At 47.1% G+C, this 18246-nt stretch carries 19 protein-coding genes; 14 read left to right on the forward strand and 5 right to left on the reverse strand.

The features are described from left to right. Positions 1 to 21: 21 nt before the first annotated feature. Both recJ and lptB read left to right on the forward strand, forming a co-directional pair. Positions 22 to 1764: a single-stranded-DNA-specific exonuclease RecJ gene (gene recJ, locus ACFSUS_RS26945; protein WP_381527817.1), complete on the forward strand. Its 1743-nt coding sequence runs from the start codon at positions 22 to 24 to the stop codon at positions 1762 to 1764. A gap of 133 nt (positions 1765 to 1897) precedes the next feature. After that, positions 1898 to 2629 (forward strand): LPS export ABC transporter ATP-binding protein, encoded by a 732-nt coding sequence (gene lptB / locus ACFSUS_RS26950; RefSeq protein ID WP_381527819.1) that lies wholly within the window; start codon positions 1898 to 1900, stop codon positions 2627 to 2629. Positions 2630 to 2686: 57 nt separating this feature from the next. Here lptB and recO read toward each other — a convergent pair whose 3' ends face one another. After that, the gene (gene recO / locus ACFSUS_RS26955; RefSeq protein WP_381527821.1) at positions 2687 to 3379 is read right to left on the reverse strand and encodes a DNA repair protein RecO; all 693 of its coding nucleotides are present in this window, start codon (positions 3377 to 3379) and stop codon (positions 2687 to 2689) included. 93 nt (positions 3380 to 3472) lie between these two features. On the opposite strand from recO, the gene ACFSUS_RS26960 reads away from it, so the two are divergent. Together ACFSUS_RS26960 and ACFSUS_RS26965 are read left to right on the forward strand one after the other, a co-directional pair. Beyond that, positions 3473 to 4324 carry a fumarylacetoacetate hydrolase family protein gene (locus tag ACFSUS_RS26960; RefSeq protein ID WP_381527823.1) on the forward strand — a complete coding sequence of 284 codons (852 nt, stop codon included), beginning with the start codon at positions 3473 to 3475 and terminating at the stop codon, positions 4322 to 4324. Between the two features lie 17 nt (positions 4325 to 4341). After that, positions 4342 to 4722, forward strand: coding sequence for a hypothetical protein (locus ACFSUS_RS26965; RefSeq protein WP_381527826.1), 381 nt, complete (start codon positions 4342 to 4344; stop codon positions 4720 to 4722). Between the two features lie 22 nt (positions 4723 to 4744). On the opposite strand, the gene ACFSUS_RS26970 is transcribed toward ACFSUS_RS26965, so the two are convergent. Beyond that, the gene (locus ACFSUS_RS26970) at positions 4745 to 5869 is read right to left on the reverse strand and encodes a 5-(carboxyamino)imidazole ribonucleotide synthase (protein ID WP_381527828.1); all 1125 of its coding nucleotides are present in this window, start codon (positions 5867 to 5869) and stop codon (positions 4745 to 4747) included. Positions 5870 to 5946: 77 nt separating this feature from the next. Further along, a complete protein-coding gene (locus tag ACFSUS_RS26975; RefSeq protein ID WP_381527830.1) occupies positions 5947 to 6648 on the reverse strand; it encodes a head GIN domain-containing protein in 702 nt (233 codons plus the stop codon). Positions 6649 to 6989: 341 nt separating this feature from the next. Between ACFSUS_RS26975 and ACFSUS_RS26980 the strand changes: the two genes are divergently transcribed. Next, positions 6990 to 7676: an ABC transporter ATP-binding protein gene (locus ACFSUS_RS26980; protein WP_381527832.1), complete on the forward strand. Its 687-nt coding sequence runs from the start codon at positions 6990 to 6992 to the stop codon at positions 7674 to 7676. Between the two features lie 26 nt (positions 7677 to 7702). Here ACFSUS_RS26980 and ACFSUS_RS26985 read toward each other — a convergent pair whose 3' ends face one another. Next, positions 7703 to 8506 (reverse strand): aminotransferase class IV, encoded by an 804-nt coding sequence (locus tag ACFSUS_RS26985; RefSeq protein WP_381527835.1) that lies wholly within the window; start codon positions 8504 to 8506, stop codon positions 7703 to 7705. A gap of 231 nt (positions 8507 to 8737) precedes the next feature. On the opposite strand from ACFSUS_RS26985, the gene ACFSUS_RS26990 reads away from it, so the two are divergent. The 8 genes from ACFSUS_RS26990 (at position 8738) to ACFSUS_RS27025 (ending at position 16322) form a co-directional block, all read left to right on the forward strand. Next, positions 8738 to 10105, forward strand: a complete 1368-nt coding sequence (locus ACFSUS_RS26990) for a TolC family protein (protein WP_381527837.1) — start codon at positions 8738 to 8740, stop codon at positions 10103 to 10105. A gap of 85 nt (positions 10106 to 10190) precedes the next feature. Then, positions 10191 to 11606 carry an efflux RND transporter periplasmic adaptor subunit gene (locus ACFSUS_RS26995; RefSeq protein WP_381527839.1) on the forward strand — a complete coding sequence of 472 codons (1416 nt, stop codon included), beginning with the start codon at positions 10191 to 10193 and terminating at the stop codon, positions 11604 to 11606. 196 nt (positions 11607 to 11802) lie between these two features. Next, positions 11803 to 12840: an NAD(P)H-dependent glycerol-3-phosphate dehydrogenase gene (locus ACFSUS_RS27000; protein WP_381527841.1), complete on the forward strand. Its 1038-nt coding sequence runs from the start codon at positions 11803 to 11805 to the stop codon at positions 12838 to 12840. Between the two features lie 489 nt (positions 12841 to 13329). After that, positions 13330 to 13917 carry an RNA polymerase sigma factor gene (locus ACFSUS_RS27005; RefSeq protein WP_381527843.1) on the forward strand — a complete coding sequence of 196 codons (588 nt, stop codon included), beginning with the start codon at positions 13330 to 13332 and terminating at the stop codon, positions 13915 to 13917. A gap of 103 nt (positions 13918 to 14020) precedes the next feature. Continuing rightward, entirely contained in the window at positions 14021 to 15043 is a 1023-nt protein-coding gene (locus ACFSUS_RS27010; RefSeq protein WP_381527845.1) for a S1C family serine protease, read from the forward strand. An 83-nt stretch (positions 15044 to 15126) separates the two neighbouring features. Next, positions 15127 to 15474 (forward strand): hypothetical protein, encoded by a 348-nt coding sequence (locus tag ACFSUS_RS27015; protein WP_381527847.1) that lies wholly within the window; start codon positions 15127 to 15129, stop codon positions 15472 to 15474. 132 nt (positions 15475 to 15606) lie between these two features. Next, positions 15607 to 15855 carry a MoaD/ThiS family protein gene (locus ACFSUS_RS27020; protein ID WP_381527849.1) on the forward strand — a complete coding sequence of 83 codons (249 nt, stop codon included), beginning with the start codon at positions 15607 to 15609 and terminating at the stop codon, positions 15853 to 15855. Positions 15856 to 15911: 56 nt separating this feature from the next. Then, positions 15912 to 16322 (forward strand): molybdenum cofactor biosynthesis protein MoaE, encoded by a 411-nt coding sequence (locus ACFSUS_RS27025; RefSeq protein ID WP_381527851.1) that lies wholly within the window; start codon positions 15912 to 15914, stop codon positions 16320 to 16322. 46 nt (positions 16323 to 16368) lie between these two features. Here the strand turns inward: ACFSUS_RS27025 and ACFSUS_RS27030 are convergent, their stop codons facing one another. After that, entirely contained in the window at positions 16369 to 17487 is a 1119-nt protein-coding gene (locus ACFSUS_RS27030) for an endonuclease/exonuclease/phosphatase family protein (protein WP_381527853.1), read from the reverse strand. 184 nt (positions 17488 to 17671) lie between these two features. Here ACFSUS_RS27030 and ACFSUS_RS27035 point away from each other — a divergent pair, with 184 nt between their 5' ends. After that, entirely contained in the window at positions 17672 to 18184 is a 513-nt protein-coding gene (locus ACFSUS_RS27035; protein WP_381527855.1) for a ribosome maturation factor RimP, read from the forward strand. Positions 18185 to 18246: the final 62 nt, after the last annotated feature.

Here is an 18246-nt window from a genome sequence, read left to right on the forward strand (position 1 = left end):
AAACGGATTTATCTTGCATTTATGATAGCCCAGCCGACACCTCCGCCCAAACGATGGATTACCAAGCCTTTTCCTGATTCAGCGGAACAACGCGTTGCTATCAAGTCGCTCACCCAGTCGCTTGGCATAAGCCCCTTTCTGGCGGCCCTACTGGTTCAGCGGGGAGTGCATACCTACGACGAAGCGCGTACGTTTTTCAGGCCAGAAATCGATCATTTGCATCATCCATTCGCAATGAAGGACATGGACCGGGCTATTGCCCGTCTGCAAATGGCCATGCTGCCCGAGCGAGAGGAGAAAATTCTCATCTACGGCGATTATGACGTAGATGGCACGACATCTGTAGCTCTGGTTTACGGCTTTCTGAAAAACTATCATGCAAAGATAGATTATTATATTCCTGACCGATATAAAGAAGGATACGGCATTTCGCGACAGGGGATTCAATGGGCAGCTGACAACGGTTTTTCGCTGATCATTGCGCTCGACTGCGGTATTAAATCGATTGAACGGATAGCTGAAGCTAAGGCGCTTGGGGTCGATTTCATCATTTGTGATCACCACCGGCCAGGTACTGAACTCCCTGATGCTGCGGCTGTACTTGATCCGAAGCGCGACGATTGCCAATATCCTTACAAAGAGTTAAGTGGTTGTGGCGTCGGCTTCAAGCTGTTGCAGGCATTTTGCCTGTACAAGGAAATCCCACTTGATCAACTGTATCCATACCTCGATCTGGTCGTTGTTAGTATCGCGTCAGACATCGTGCCCATCACGGGTGAAAACCGCGTTTTGGCGCACTACGGGTTAAAATATCTTAACTCGGCACCCAGAACCGGTTTAAAAGCGTTAATTAAGGTAGCTGGCTTTAAGAACAGTTTAGACATTACGAACGTAGTGTTTGGTCTTGGTCCCCGTATCAATGCTGCCGGACGTATACAGCACGCTAAAGCCGCCGTGCAACTTCTGTTGGCTGAATTGGAAGAAGAGGCCGACGAGTTCGCGATGGCCATTAACAAGCACAATAACGATCGCAAAACGTTTGATAGTAGCATTACCGAACAGGCGCTGGCCATGATTCGGGAAAGTGAAGCCATGGTGCGGGCTAAGTCGACGGTACTTTATGATGCTACCTGGCATAAGGGAGTCATTGGTATTGTTGCATCACGATGTATTGAACATTTCCACCGGCCAACGATCATACTGACGCAGTCGCATGATAAAGCAGCTGGTTCGGCGCGTTCGGTGCCCGGTTTTGATGTGTATGAAGCTATTGAAGAGTGCGCCGATTTATTGGAGCAGTTTGGGGGACACACGTTCGCGGCTGGTATGACGATGCCCGTAGACAACATTGATGCGTTTCGGCGGAAGTTTGAGGAAGTCGTTTCTCGTAAAATAAAGGAAGAGCACCTGACGCCCTTGGTAGAGGTCGATCTGCCCATGGACTTCAGCGAAATTAACGACAAGCTCGCCAGAATTTTGAAGCAGATGGGACCGTTCGGACCGCATAATATGCCGCCAACGTTTATGACGGATGACGTGTATTTAGTCAGCGATCCGATTGTTATGAAGGAAAAGCACTTGAAAATTAATGTACGCCAAAGTAGAACGGGGCATACGTTGACGGCTGTCGGTTTTGGTTTAGCACACATGGCCGATCAGCTTCAAATGGGTAAGCCTTTCTCGATCTGCTACCAGGTTGAGCAGAACTTCTTCAACGGGAACGTTTCGTTACAATTGATGTTGAAGGATATTCGGTGTTCATGAATGGGGCAGGACTTGAAAAAAGATGCTTGAACTGAACATGCTAACGGTAGAGCAGATTGCGACTGGTCTTGAGGTTTTCGTTGATTTTGTGTTGGCTGTACAGGCTCAAATCAAGCGGATTGATTAATGTAAAATGATTCTTAGAACCGAAAATTTAATTAAGAAATACGGAGCCCGATTTGTTAATAATAACGTATCGTACCAGGTTGCTCAGGGTGAAATTGTGGGTTTACTAGGACCAAATGGCGCTGGTAAAACTACATCATTCTATATGGCTGTAGGCTTGGTAAAGCCCAACAGCGGGAAGGTATTTATCGATGATATCGACGTGACAGACCTGCCCATGTATAAACGGGCACGACTTGGTTTAGGTTACCTGGCACAAGAGGCTTCGGTGTTTCGAGATTTGTCAGTCGAAGAAAATGTGCTGGCGGTACTCGAAATGACTGATATGCCGAAAAATCAGCGTAAGGAAAAGGTCCAGGAGCTACTCGAAGAGTTTAGTCTTACGCATGTTCGCAAGAGCAAAGGCAAAGTGCTGTCAGGAGGAGAGCGCCGACGTACGGAGATTGCCCGCGCTTTGGCCGTTGATCCTAAGTTCATTTTGCTCGATGAACCTTTCGCTGGTGTAGATCCCATTGCCGTTGAAGATATTCAAAGTATCGTAGCGAAGCTTAAGCACAAAAATATCGGTATTCTCATTACCGATCATAACGTAAACGAAACGCTGTCGATCACTGACCGGGCTTATCTACTGTTTGAAGGTAAAATCTTAAAGCAGGGGAGTGCCGAAGATTTGGCGAATGATGAACAGGTTCGGCGGCTCTATCTGGGCCAGCATTTTGAGCTGAAACGGAAGATCTAGTAACGCGGGTGGAAACCCGCAATTCTATTTTTTAGCCATCGCGGGTTTTCACCCGCGTTATCCTAGCACCTCCCGCAATACCGGCACCGACTTCACTTCGCCGACCGAATCAATGTGGATTTGGTAGTAAGCCACCAATGCATCCAGCAGTTCGTTCCGGGCTGAACGGGTTAGCGCAATAGGAGTGCCTAGCGGCTGACGGAGCATGGTGTTCAATGCCGTCGTCATTTCAGGATCAAGCAGGAATGGGTATGAGTTTTCCTGAAGTTGGTTTTCAAATTCACGGGCACTTTCCGGACCGAATCCCAAAAAGAACGATAATTTCAACAGGAACGCGAGATGGAAGTTCTCGTAGTTCATCCGGGCCTCTTCCAAAAACAATACCGAGTCAACTAGAAACCGGAATAAGATCGGGCTACCCGCTTCTTCTTTCAGCACTTTGTTAAGTATCTCCGTCACGAACATCGCAATGGTAGATTTAGCCACCTCGAAGGGAAGGCTTTGGAACGGATGATTCGTTTTTACTTCCGAAAGCCGGTGTAGGTCACGGTCATTCTTGAAATAGACAACCATCTCCAGCAACGTCAAGGGTTGAAATAGAGCAATACGGTTATTCTTGCTTCGGGCTGTGCGGACACTGTTGACAATATAGCTTTGAAGGCCAAACTCTTCCGTATAAACGCGGGCAATAATGGATGTTTCGCGGTATCGAATATAGCTGAGGGCAATACCCCTGGTTTTTTGCAGCATCTGAACTGGGTAGTGAACTACCTAAGATAACACTTTTTGTCCAGAAAAGTCGTGAGTTTACTCTATAATTGCCCTCAAATCCTTACGTCCTTTATGAAACTGTACAAAACCCGCTCCGGCATTGTTGTCGAACACGAGAACCAATTTTACCTTGCTTTATCTGACGACTGGGATACACTCGTAAACCGCGATGACTTACATGAGTTTTTGCGTCAGCGACTCGCTGATGCAACGCCTTCTGACGAGTATCGGGAATGGACAGAAACGCAGCTACAGGCTCCCATTGGCCGGCAGGAGGTTTGGGCGTCGGGCGTTACGTACCTACGCAGTCGCGACGCTCGTATGGAGGAGTCGAAAAAGGCGGGAGGGGAAACCGGGGGTGCATCTGCCTTTTACGATCGCGTTTACGATGCCGAACGGCCTGAGCTGTTCTTTAAAGCAACCCCTGAACGCGTTGTTGCCCCGGGTGGTGCCGTTCGGATTCGACAGGATTCAACCTGGAACGTACCCGAGCCAGAGTTAACGCTGTTCATTACGTCGGAAGAGAAAATTGTTGGCTACACCTGTGGCAACGATATGAGCTCTCGGAGCATTGAAGGCGAAAACCCGCTCTATCTGCCCCAGGCTAAAACTTACGACGGGAGTGCCGCTCTGGGACCCTGTCTTTACGTTCCAGAATCGCCAATTTCACCCGCAACACAAATTCGACTGGAAATCATCCGCGACGATCAGGCCGCGTTTACGAATAGCATAGCCATAAATCAAATGAAGCGACAGCACACCGAACTCGTGTCGTTTTTGTTTCGCGAATGCTCATTTCCTGCTGGTTGCTACCTCATGACTGGCACGGGCATTGTGCCTCCCGATGATTTCACGCTTCGATCAGGCGATAAGATTCGCATCACTATTGACAGTATTGGCACATTAGAGAATACAGTAGCTTAACTTAATGAATTACTCCCATGAACAAAATCTTACTTTTATTTCTTCTGGCGCTTGTTGCTTGCGATAAGGAAGGGGTACATCCAAATCTGGTAGGAAGCTGGGAACCCACAGCCCGGTCTTTCCAGGCTGGTTCGTGGGAGAGCATCCCGACTGTATCCAGATCGAAGGTTGTGTTTACCAGAGAGGGTCTATTATCTGGTTTTGGTATGGGCTGCGGATGCTTGACGGCTTATAAATACAAGCAGCAGGGTAGCTTTCTTGATATTACGTACGGTGGTACCCCGTGTCCAACACTAATTGCCTGCCAACCTGAACCACCAACGGAAATTGTGTCGTTAACCAGGCAAGAATTAATTCTAAAACGCGGTCAGTACCAGACCCGTTACGAGAGAAGGTAATAAGCAATCAATAAGCCTGGCATCAGGCGATCACCCGGATGCTTCCTTTTACCAAAGCTACTTTCTCGCGCAGCTGCTCCATGTCTGCGTCCATAACTGTTATGTGTCCCATCTTGCGGTAAGGCTTCGTAAGAGCCTTACCGTAAAAGAATGGAAACACGCCCGGCATGCTTAGTAGGGCTTCCAATCCTTCATAAACGGCTGGGCCAGTATAGCCTTCTTCGCCGAGGAGGTTTACCATAGCAGCTGGTTGGTAAGCACTCGTGTCGCCAAGTGGAAAGTTCAGAATAGCCCGCCAGTGTTGTTCAAACTGGGACGTAACGTTTGCTCTAATTGTGTGATGGCCACTATTGTGCGGACGCGGAGCAACTTCATTGATGAGCACGTTTCCCGCTTTATCCAAAAACAATTCGACGGCTAACAGACCCACAATGCCAAACGCATCTGCGGTTTGTCGGGCTATTTCCTGCGCTTGTTGGTTAATCTCGTCTGAAACATCAGCGGGAGCAAACAGATACTCGACCAGGTTCAGTTCGGGGTGAAAAACCATTTCAACCGTGGGAAAGGTTTGCACCTGACCTTGTTCGTTACGGGCAACGATAACGGCTAACTCTTTCTCAAAATCAACCGCTTTTTCTAATACGCCAGGTGCATCGAATGCTTTGTCTGCGTCTGATATTGAGGCAATTCGCTGAACACCACGACCGTCGTACCCGTCGCGGCCGAGTTTATGAAAAGCGGGCAGAAAATCACTGTGCTGCGTTACGTCGGCCCGGTTGTCGGTCAGTATAAAATCGGCAGTCGGAAGGTTATGGTCGCGGTAGAACTGCTTTTGCAGCCGTTTATCCTGAATGGTACGAATCACTGCCGGTTGCGGAAATACCCGCTTCCCCTCGCGTTCGAGGGCTTCCAGTGCATCAACATTAACTCGTTCGATTTCGATAGTTAATACGTCAACAGTTTGCCCAAATTGATAAACGGTCTCGTAGTCTGTCAGCGAACCCTGTACAAACTGAGTACATAACGCGTGGCAGGGGGCTTCAGCATCGGGATCAAGAATATGAACACGGAGGTTCCAGTCGATAGCGGCTTGCAGAAGCATCAGACCAAGTTGCCCCCCGCCAAGAATGCCTATTGTTGGTGTCAAAAGAGTGAATGAGCGATAGAGTGAAAGAGCAAAATTACCAATTCACTCGTTCACTCGTTCGCTCATTCGCTCTTTTTCTAATCTCGCTTTGAAATGTCAGACCCGCCTGATTCGCTTTTGGTGAGTACTTTGGCGGGGCCGTAGTAATAGATGTCCGATCCACCCGATGCTTTCATGGTTAGTTCACGGGTGGCGTTTACGTACACGTCGGAACCACCTGACGAGTTCGCATTACACACCTCAACGGTCAGTTTGCGAGCATCCAAATCGGCTCCACCTGATCCGTGTGCGTTGAGTGATCGAGCCGTACCCTGCAAAACGGCGTCGGCACCACCCGAAGCCGACACGTTCAGCTCGTCGGCCTTGAGGTCCAATTTTACATCCGACCCGCCCGACGATTCGAGGTTTAAATCTGAGAAGGTTAAGCGGCCCTGCCCAAACACATCGGCCCCGCCCGACGCTTGCAAACTGGTTAGTTTCTTGAACGTAACGTACGCTTTAACGTAGTTGTCTCGTCCAAAATTAAAGCCCCAGTTCTTGCCTTTACGGTCGATGTACAGACGGAGAACCCCGTTTTTAACTTCTGATTTAACTTCGTCTTCCTCAACGCCTTTCACGTCGAAAGTCAGTTTTTCAGCGTCGCCCTGGGTCAGATACACATCAATGCCACTAGTTACGTTTAACCCCGTGAAGCCTGAAACAGTACGTTCTTTTTTCCAGTCGCTATCTGCCGTGTTGATTCCCGTGAGTATGAGTAGTGCTAACGCAAAGGTTTTCATGGTTGAAATGATTTTTAATTTATGTGAAGATGATAAAAAAGGATACTTCGTTGCATGATTGCCGAAAAATCTGTCCGATTTCAAGTAAGTAATTGTCCAGAATCGGACGATGATTAGGCAAAGAAACAAGGTAAAAAACTGGTAGTCAATCCCTTTTTGTTTCTGGCACGACACTTGACCATCCTAGGCAAAAGGTATATTAGATGACCCAAAGAAGAGCGGGCTATAACAGTTTTTTAGCTAAACAGCCAATATCTTTACAGTTTTCACGCGATCGCTAAAACGGCTGTCACCAGTAAAGTCATTCGGAAGAGAACGTAATCATTTCAAAATATCGGACTATGATCCAACTTAACAACGTTTCCAAGTATTATCCTGCCGGGTTTGGTCGGGTCTATGTGTTACGAAACATTAATCTTGAGATTGCACAAGGTGAGTTTGTTTCCATCATGGGGCCATCAGGGTCAGGAAAGTCTACATTGCTGCACATCCTGGGTCTTCTCGAAGAACCTTCTGAGGGTGAGTATTTCTTTGAAGATCAGCCTGTACAGAAGCTATCTGAGAAGAGACGCACGGAACTCCACCGGACGCAGATCGGCTTTGTGTTTCAGGCCTACCACCTGATTGATGAGCTAACGGTTTATGAAAACATAGAGACACCGCTGCTCTACAAAGGTTTGAACGGATCAGAACGTAAAAGCCGCGTCGCTGAGCTACTTGACCGTTTCAATATGGTCGCCAAAAAAGATTTATTTCCGTCGCAGCTATCGGGCGGGCAGCAACAACTGGTTGGTATCGCTCGAGCCCTGGCGGCTGAACCAAGCGTAATTTTCGCTGATGAGCCAACGGGTAACCTGCATTCCGACCAAGCCCGCGACATCATGGAACTCTTCCGGGAGTTGAATCAGAAAGATGGCGTCACGATTGTGCAGGTCACCCACTCGGAAGTTAATGCCGAATATGGTACGCGCATCGTACGACTAAAAGACGGCTGGTTGGTACCTGAAGCAATGGGAACACAAATTTAAGCTAACAGCCGCTAGGCAGGTGGGTCTTACAAGCTCTTTGCTGTAAACACCTGCATGAGCTGTTGGTAATATTGGGGACTAAACTGGCCCTGAAATACTTGGATCCCCATAACGTTTGCGGCAAAAACTACATCTGCTTTTTTTAGGATTTCAGGTAAGAAGAAACCTTCTTCTGCCTTAGGAAACATACGTAGCAATTGCCGCCGGGCTATGCCATTGATGCAGCCTGTTTGACACGAGGGAGTAAAGAGCGTATCGGCGGATTGCCAGAACAAGTTAGAGGCAACGCATTCGGCCAGATGCCCATTGGTATCGAGCAAAATAACGTCATCGAGCCCCATGCTTTGTTTGTGGACACCGGCAAGTACATAAGGCAACGAGTTCAACGTTTTGAACGATGAGACAGGGGATGGTGCCAGCCGAAACGCAGGATAAAGATCAACATTCGTTTTTTGTGTGATAGCGAAGGGCGAGCCGGGTCGAGCCGTAATCAGAACGTTCGCACAGTTGGTTGTCGGCGTATACAAGCCACCCGTTTGGCGCCAGACTTGAATTTTGACACGTGCGGTTTGATCAGAAAGCTCGTTTGATGACAACAGCTGTAAAATGGATTGATAAAGCAACGGTACGTCGAACCCATCGGGATAGGTGAGCCCCAGCGTTTTCATGCCGGCCGTGAGCCGGTCGTAATGATCTGACCAGAACCAAAGTGTCCCGTTCTCATACCGAATTGTTTCGAAAAGACCGTCGCCGTATTGGAAGGCACGGTCATTTAGCTCAACGTAAAATTTTTCTTCGGGTAGTATATCCGAATTATAAACCAGATTCATGCTTGTTTTGCGCCGTTTATCCCAAAACGATAGCAGCGCCTAAGGTAAGTTTGTAACATTGAACCATCAAAAATTATGTGTATGCAAGTGGCGTGGAGGCAAATTGGGGTCGTTGCGACCTTCTGGCTAACGACTAATTTGTCGATAACATACGGGCAGAGTAGTAACACATCGGGAGCCGTCACGACTGGTAATCAAAGCGCAGTACCTACTTCTAGCGCTTCAGCTCGTTTGAATCTCCAGCAATGTATTGATATTGCCCAGCAGAACAATATCACTGTTCGGCAAGGACAGTTGACGGTAGCAAATAGTGACCTTCAACTTCGACAGTCACGGCTTAATTTGCTGCCAACAACCAATTTTCAGGCAAACCAAGGCGTGAACGGAGGACGGAGTATCAACCCGCAATCCAACGAATTCGTACAACAAACCATTATTTCGGGTAGCTATCAACTAAATGCCTCAGCAACCCTGTATAACGGTATGGTACTACGTAACACCGTTAAACAAAATGATCTAAGCCTTAAAGCTAGCCAAGAGGAATTGACCGCGTCCAGAAACAACGTATCATTGACAGTTGCTCAAAGTTATCTGAATGTTCTGACTGGCCAGGAGCAGCTCCTTGTTGCCCAAAGGCAGGCTGATGTTGCCCGGGCGCAGATCGATCGTACACAAAAACTGGTCAACGCAGGATCTGTTCCAGAATCTAACTTGCTGGAACTTCAGGCAACCCTAGCCAGCAATGAACTGGACATTGTGAATGCGCAGAACACGCTTGACCTGGCCAAAGTATCTTTACTGCAGGCTATGAACGTACCAATCAATCAAGCTTTTGAGGTAGAGCCGATCAATGTACCAGACCCTGGCCTGAATCCATACACCGAGAACGTTCAACAAATTTTTGATATAGCTGTTGGCAACCTGCCCGAAATAAAGGGGGCCGATTTACGCGTTAAGAGTGCTGCTTTAGGTGTTCAGGTCGCCAAAGGAGGGCTTTACCCAACGTTAAGTTTCAATGGTAACTTGAGCAGTATTTATTCTAGTGCCGCTAGTAAACAACAGGTACCGAACGGGTCAATACAGCAGACACAGCAGATTATTGCTTTCTATACGGATCCAACTGGAGCTCAGCAACCTATTTATGCAACAGCGCCGGGCTATGACACTCGCAATATCACTTACATTGATCAGCTCAATAATAACTTCAATCAGTCGCTTTCGCTATTTCTGCGGGTTCCTATCTTTCAAGGTAATCTGTCTCGTAATCGCATTACAACGGCTAAAATTCAGCAACAGAACGCTGAACTTACAGCACAGAATACGCGGCTAACATTACGTCAGCAAATCGAAACAGCTTATACAAACATGCGGGCAGGGGCAAATCGCTATCGGGCTACGCAGGCGCAGGTGGTCTCGTTGGAACGGGCTTTTCAATTTGCCGAGAGCCGATTAAATGCGGGTGCCATTAACGCCACAGATTACAGCATTGCCAAAACAAATCTTGATCGTGCTCGCGCCAGCTTAGTACAAGCTAAGTATGATTATGTGTTTAGAACCAAAATTTTAGATTACTATCAGAATAAACCGCTTAGTTTTTAATGAGTAAATGAGCGAATAAGCGAAAGAGCGAATAACTTCGCACCAGAACCTTTTCCTCATTCGATTATTTGCTCATGCACTCATCATGAAAAAGAAGTCAAACCGCATTTGGTGGATATTGAGTGGGCTGGTCGTCCTGCTCGTTGTAGGCTTAGTAGCTGCTAAGCAAACTGGTATAATTGGCAAACCGCAGTCAACAGAGGTTGATTTTGCAACGGTCAAGCGTATCGACATAACGGAGCGAGTTAGCGCATCGGGACGAGTGCAGCCCCAGGTTGAAGTAAAGATCAGTCCCGACGTATCCGGCGAAATCATTGGCCTGTATGTTAACGAAGGTGATCCCGTTAAGGCAGGCCAGCTGCTGTGCCGAATCCGTCCCGATAACTACGAGTCATTGCTGGCGCGGGCGCGGGCAACCGTAAACCAGAGTCGGGCGCAGTTGGAGCAATCGAAAGCATCCGTTTCTCAGTCGAGTGCGCGGTTGATTCGGGCGAAAGCCGACTTTGACCGTAACCGAAAGCTGTTCAACGACAAAGTAGTTTCTTCGGCTGACTTTGAGACCAGCGAGGCTAATTATAACGTAGCAAAGCAGGAAGTTGAAGCGGCCCAGGCCAGTGTTCGGGCTGCACAATTTAATATACAGAGCGCTGAGGCCAGTTTGCGGGATGCGAACGAAAACCTGCGCAAAACAACCATTTATTCGCCGGTGAACGGCACGGTCTCTAAGCTTAATATTGAATTAGGTGAGCGGGTTGTAGGTACATCGCAGATGGCTGGTACCGAAATTATGCGTATCGCTAACCTCCAAAATATGGAAGTACGAGTTAACGTCAACGAAAATGACATCGTGCGGGTGAACCTGGGTGATACAGCCGATATTGAAGTGGATTCATACACGACAGTGGGTCGGAAATTCAAAGGAATTGTGTATGAAGTGGCTAACACGGCCAATGGCTTAGCTAGTTCATCTGGATCAGGCGCGGCTTCATCTGTGTCTGCCGATGCGGTAACGGAGTTTGAGGTAAAAGTCAAGATTCTGAACAATTCATACGCCGACTTGCTGGCCCAGAAAGATAAAAAAGGATACCCTTTTAAGCCAGGTATGACTGCTTCGGTCGAAATTATTACAGATCGTAAGTCAGGAGTGCTAGCTGTACCAATTGCAGCCGTTACCACCCGCGGAGCCAATGCTGAAGCAAGCGACGACAAGCCGGAAGAACGGCAAAATGGAACAGTCGACGAGCCTGCTAACCAGACGGCCAAGAAAGAAAAGCCCAAAGAGATTGTATTCGTTAACGCAGGAGGGAAAGCTACCCAGCGAGAGGTTAAAACAGGAATCAGCGATTTTGAGAACATAGAAGTCATCTCTGGATTAAAGCCTGGCGATCAGATTATTTCAGGACCTTTTATTGCTGTCTCCAAGAAACTTAAGAACGGCGATCTAGTTGTGAAACGTGATCCGAACAAGGCTAAAAAGAAAGAAGAGAAAGATTCGGAATAAGCTTCCTCAAAACATACCAACAAGAAAGAGCGCTGGACGTATCCAGCGCTCTTTCTTGTTGGGTAAACTTTAATTAGTCACGAGGTGCTTTTGTATCCGGTTAAAGATGCGTCTGCTACAAGCTCAGGCCAAGCGCGAAACCGATGCACGAATTCAGTGGTACCCTAAATTGAAAGAGGTGTTGTAGTTTTACTTTATGAAATCTCAATATAGTAACCGGTCAGCTTCCGGATCAAGCCAACCGCCAACCCGTCTGACTATGGTAGGGGGGGGGAGTTGGGCAACAGCATTAATCAAGATATTATCCGAAAACAACGTACATGTTAAATGGTGGCTCCGTAAAGAATCGGATGCGGATCATATCAAAAAATTCGGCCACAACCCTAGTTACCTGAGCGATGTACAGATCAACACCCGGAAGGTCAAGGTCTGTACAAAGATTCGGGAAGCCTTTCGGGATAGTGAGTACGTTATCTTAGCTGTTCCCGCAGCTTTTGTGAGCGATGCACTAACAGGTGTTAAACCTGAACACTTTACGGGTAAATGTGTAGTGTCGGCCATCAAAGGTATGATTCCAGGCGCCAATCAGTTAGTAACCGACTGGGTCAGCAATCAATATAACGTTCCGGCAAACCAAATGTCAGTCATTGCCGGTCCGTGCCATGCTGAGGAGGTCGCTTTAGAAAAGCAATCCTATTTGACCATTGCCTCGCAGGACCCTGGCTGCGCGGAAGAAGTGGCTATGCTACTACGCTGCCGATTTGTGCAGACCACACCCGTAGATGACATTTATGGTATTGAGTATGCCGCTGTCATGAAGAACATTATCGCCTTAGCTTGTGGTATCACACGTGGATTAGGATATGGTGATAATTTCCAGGCGGTACTTGTGTCAAACGCCATGCAGGAAATACGCCAATTCGTAGATGCCATTTACCCTAAACACCGTGATCTGAGTGGCTCAGCTTATTTAGGCGATCTACTTGTAACGGCTTATTCACCGTTTAGCCGTAACCGAACTTTTGGGACACTGATTGGCAGGGGATACACGATTCAGTCAGCACAAGCTGAGATGAACATGATTGCCGAAGGGTATTATGCTGTAAAAAGCATCTACGAAGTAAACCAGCGCTTTAAAGTCAACATGCCAATTGTTGAGGCAGTCTACAATATTCTATATGAACGAGCAGTACCTACTGGCGAAATGAACCAGTTAAAAGGACTACTGAAATAAGCAACTTGGCATGCTTTGATAAACATACCTATGCGGGCTCACAAAAAAGGCCCCCTGATTGCTCAGAGGGCCTTCAAACGTTTATAGCGTTGTCGGCAATGTTACCGGCAGTTGTGCCTTAGTTTAATTACTTCGCGCTATCAGACGACATCGTCGAAGCCGAATCGGTAGCCATCGTAGAGTCTGTAGCCATCGTCGAAGATGAGTCTGAAGACATAGTAGAGGTCGAATCGGTCGTGGTCGTGCTTTCTGATTCAGTCTTTTTCGAGCTGCAAGAAGTTGCAAGGGCGATCATAGCCATGAAAAAGAAGGCGGATTTCGTGATTGCTTTCATAGTTTTGGAGTGTTTTTGTTTATATGTGATTAATGAATCAATGTCAACGTTAATACTCCATAGAGTGAAAGGTAACCCAACGTTTTTAAACTTTTTTTATCTTTTTTTTGGGTTACGTCTGAGACGTTTCCCGTATTAAGCAATGACCCAACACAATGAAGGAAAGTAGGCGGCCCGTATTGACCGATGAGGAGTTGTTGATGGGCTTGGCCGATGGCTCTGATGATGCACTTACCCAGTTGTATCGCCGGTACTTCCCAATGGTGCTCCACTTCGTTACCAGCAATAGTGGCAGCGAAGACGACGCTAAAGACATCTACCAGGAAGTATTGGTAGTGGTATATGAGAAAGTAAAGAATGGTTCGCTTGAATTACATTGTCAATTAAAGACGTATCTATATTCGGTGGGCAGGCGCTTGTGGCTAAAGCAATTAACACAACGTAGCCGATTTATGGTACGCGACGTAGAAATGCCCGCTACTGATGAAGATGCAGCCCGGCAAATTGATGAAGATATAATTGATCATGAAGAGCGCGACCGTCAGTTTGATTTGATGGCTGACTCACTTAGCCGGCTCGGAGAACCGTGCCGGACGTTGCTGGAAGACTTTTATATTCAGCATCTGAGCATGCAGGACATTACAGAAAAGTTCGGCTACACAAACGCAGATAACGCCAAGACGCAAAAGTATAAGTGTTTAATGCGGTTGAAGCGGTTGTTCTTTTCGGAATACAAACAATAAAATGAAACTGTGAAAGCGTATGGTTCTGTGCGCCAAGCTGACCGCTACTGCGAATTAGCTCTGCACCAAAGAACTTTACAAGAGTGCAGTTGTACCTACCAAGATGGAAACGAACGAGGAAAAAGACATTGAAAACGCGTTGCGCGTTTACGGCGAACGAATCCAGTTCAAACAGCGTCTGACAGCGGCTCAAGCGAACCTGGATATGGATGCTATGCGTGAAGAGATCGGTTTGTATCAGTCGGGCTCTGACCAGTCTGGGCAGATTCGCACGCTCTGGCGTACGTATCGTACAACGCTGGCGGTAGCCGCGTCGGTAGCTGTTATCACAACGTTCGGCTCGATTTTCTTATATCGAACGTACCAACAGGGGCATCAACAGCAGGAGCAGCAGTACAGTTTATTAAGCAAGGAGATTCAGGCGGTTAAATCATCGCAACGTAAATTGTTGAGTGATTTAAACGGACGAAGCCGGGCCTTAAGTGTTAATCCGGCTCAGGTGGCTGGCTCTGGTTTTCTGATCACAGCCGATGGATACTTTGTTACGAACAACCATATTGTTCGTGAGGCCGATTCGGTTTATGTGCAGAGTGCAAAAGGTGAAGTATATAAAGCTCGGGTTGTGCATACCGACCAAGCCCATGATTTGGCAATTTTACAGTTGTGCGACGATAGTGCTTTTCGGTCATTACCCCCAGTTCCTTATAGCTTTGATGGGCATACCTCTGACTTAGGAGAGCGTGTTTATACTCTTGGCTATCCACGTGAAGAAATCGTTTATGGAGAAGGGTACCTCAGTTCAGGTACTGGCTATCGTGGAGATTCGACGGCTTACCAGGTTGCCATTAGTGTGAATCCTGGCAATTCAGGCGGCCCGCTTCTCGACGAGAAAGGTAATGTTATTGGCATCATCAGTGGTAAACAGACCACGTCAGAAGGGGTAAGCTTCGCCGTAAAAACAAATTATCTGCTCGAAGCGCTGAATACCATTCCTGCAGATTCACTTAAAGGGCAACCATTACGTCTCAATCGAAAAAATACGCTGGCAAATTTGCCGCGTAAGCAGCAAATAAAGCGGATGCAAGACTACGTCTATCAAGTCAAAGTCTTCAAGCATAAAGAGTAAGGAATCAGCCGGAGCATCGTAAACAATTCGATCGTTGAACGGTTAAACGTATAGTGTTACTACACAAAACTAATTCAACGATTATGAAAAAATTAATGATGCTGACGGCTGCGTTGGCCCTCACGATCGCTGTTGTATCGGCTCAGGATACAAAACAAAACGCGAAAGAAACAGCTCGTCAGGCTGGTCGGACAGCCGATGCCGCTGGTGATAAGATTGGCCGGGAAACTAAGCAGGCAGGCCGTAAAATTGGAAATGCTGCTGAGAACACTGCAGAAGATGTAAAAGAGGGCACTCAAAAAGCTGGTCGGAAAGTATCAAAGGCCGCAAAAAATACGAAAGAGGACGTTAAAGATGGTACTAACAAAGCCCTCAACAAAGCCGATCGTAAAATGGAAAAGGCCGAACGCAAGTTAGATAACTCGAAATAAATTACATATTGAGGGTGACCCAAGAAACTAACTGTGCCATTGCTTTCGGGTAGTGGCACAGTTTTTTGTTAGTTGAATTGTAACTTCGTTTAAAAAACTAGTTCAGTATTATTGTTTACGCTGTTTTAAGCTATGGATTCATCCGTTTCGGTGCTCTTATTTGGTATAGTTCGCGACTTAACCGGGCAATCTGCAATTTCGGTACCACTGCACGAGGGGGCCAATGTAGAGGAGTTACTCGGACGACTGCATCAACAATACCCTAGTTTGGCCGGGGTTCGTTCGCTGCTTGTTGCAGTAAATGGGGAGTATGCCGAACCTACTCAAGTGCTTACCAGTAGAGACGAGATAGCGTTAATTCCACCGGTTAGCGGAGGATAAACAGTTTACGCTGTCGATAGTTTGACTCCTCAATTATAGGCTTACTAACTTTTTTTATGATTGCCATCACTACTGATCCCATCGACGTGGCTTCAGCGTTAAAATATCTTCAATCAGATCAAGCAGGAGCTATTGATCTCTTTCTGGGGGTCGTTCGTGATAATACACAAGAGAGACCCGTAGACCGGCTTGAGTATGAGGCCTATGATCGTATGGCCATTAGCGAAATGCAGAAGATTGCCGATGAGGCCCATCGTCGCTGGCCGTTGCTACGTTATACCATCATTCACCGCAAAGGCACGTTGCTGATCGGCGAAATGGCAGTGCTGATTGGCGTCGCTACGGCCCACCGGAACGATTCCTTCGACGCCTGTCGATATATGATCGATACGATTAAGCAAACCGTACCTATCTGGAAAAAAGAGGTTTTTACGGATGGTGAGGAGTGGGTAAATGCACATCCGTAGGTTAGAGAAGTAAGTGGAAAGTCGTACTCAACTAGCATTCGTTCTGCTACTTTAACTGATACGTGCCTACAATTGGGTAATGATCGGAGTAGCTTATATAATTGATTGTTTCAAAGTTCAGGATACGCAGTTTGGGGTCATGGAATTGATGATCAATTCGAATAAAACCGGGCAGGCGGTTATAGGTAAAGCCGAATCCACGACCGGCATCCTCGAAGCTGTTGGGTAGTGTTTGTCGCATACGTTCGTAAACGACACTGTAAGGCGTGTCGTTGTGATCGCCTGTCACGATTACCGGAAATTCGCTTTCCCGGATGTGTCGCTGAACTTTGGCTACCTCTTCCCGGCGTTCAATAAATCCTGTACGCAAGGCGCTCAACACCCCCCGTGTTTCGTGTTTGACCCCCGTAAGCTCCTCTTGGTTTAGCACTCTGCCGACTCGGATACCCATGGAGTGCAAGTGAACATTAATGACGCGGATAGTATCGTTGCCAACCTTGATATTGGCCCAAACTAACCCGTTGAAGCCATTAAATGTCTCCCGGCCCGAATGAATAATCGGATAAATTGAGAAAATGGCTGCACCAATGGGTCCGTCAGGAGCGTTGGCGAGCTCAGGATGTAGCAGAACCGAGTAACTATAACCAGCTTGCCGCATGCGTCGAACGACATTGTAATCAGGTATGCTGGTCGATATATAAAATTCTTGCAGGCATTTAATCGGTGCATCGTAACGTAGCACATAATTGACTATTCTACGAACTCGGGGTGAGCTATGGTAGCGCTCCCAGGGGCTATCTAAGCCAAATGACTCTACGTTGTAGCTAAATACTTTTAAAGGTGTACCCTTACCACTTAACTCAACCGGTTGGTGCCAGACGAACGTACGTGGTCCAAACAAAACGATGCCAATCATTAAAACCAATCCGGAAAGCCAACTACGCCAGGGACGGGTCGTTAACCAGAAAAATACCAGTACTAAATTCAAAAGCCAGGCTACAGGCAACGTGATCATGACCATACCGGCTGTCCAGTGCTCAACTGGTAGCTTATAAAGCAGCCAGTATGCCAAACATGTGTATAAGCCTAGTAGTAGGTTGAGTGACCATAGCAACGACCGGAAAAAATAGGCAACGAAATAGGCAACTCGTGCTCTTACTGTCATATCGTCATTGGTTGGGGAATCCCCATTGAGAGTCAAAAATAAGGCATAATGGCTGGAATGACCACAATCGAGCAAAAGCAAGGGCTTGCTATACAAGCAGAAACGTATTATCTTTGTGGCACAAAAACCATATGGCGTTGTTTAAAAAAGGGAGTCGCACTCCCTTTTTTGTTAGCCCTACCTTATGGACGATAAAGCACGCGTTTCCGAACTGATCCAACCGTATTTAAACGGAGATCAATTTTATATTGTTGATGTTCAAGTCGTTGGCCGGCCGAGTGGTCGTATCAAAGTGATTATTCTGCTGGATAGTGATACTGGAATTACGATTGACGAATGCGCTGACATTAGTCGTAGGCTAGGTGCGCAGATGGACGAAGAAAATTTTTTCGGAGAATCCGCATTTACGCTCGAGGTTTCATCGCCGGGAGTGGACTACCCATTAACGTTCCAACGCCAGTACGTCCGTAATGTTGGACGCCAGTTAGTAGTAACGTTGATTGACGGAAGCACCCGAACCGGTAAATTAGACTCCGTTGCGAATGATCACATTATATTGGATATTCAGGCGGAGAAGCAATCCAAGAGTAAAAAGAAAAAAGAAGCTAACTTGACTGAGGAAGCACCACCTGTTGGCCCAACGCCGATTGCCTTCGAACAGATTAAGAAAGCGAACGTAGTACTATCATTCAAATAGTCAGTGAATGGTTGTCAGTAAAGTAGATTAACTCGCTGATTAACCAACTGATCAACTTTAAA

Origin of the sequence: Spirosoma soli (genome assembly GCF_042684525.1) — a bacterium.
GTDB lineage: Bacteria > Bacteroidota > Bacteroidia > Cytophagales > Spirosomataceae > Spirosoma > Spirosoma soli.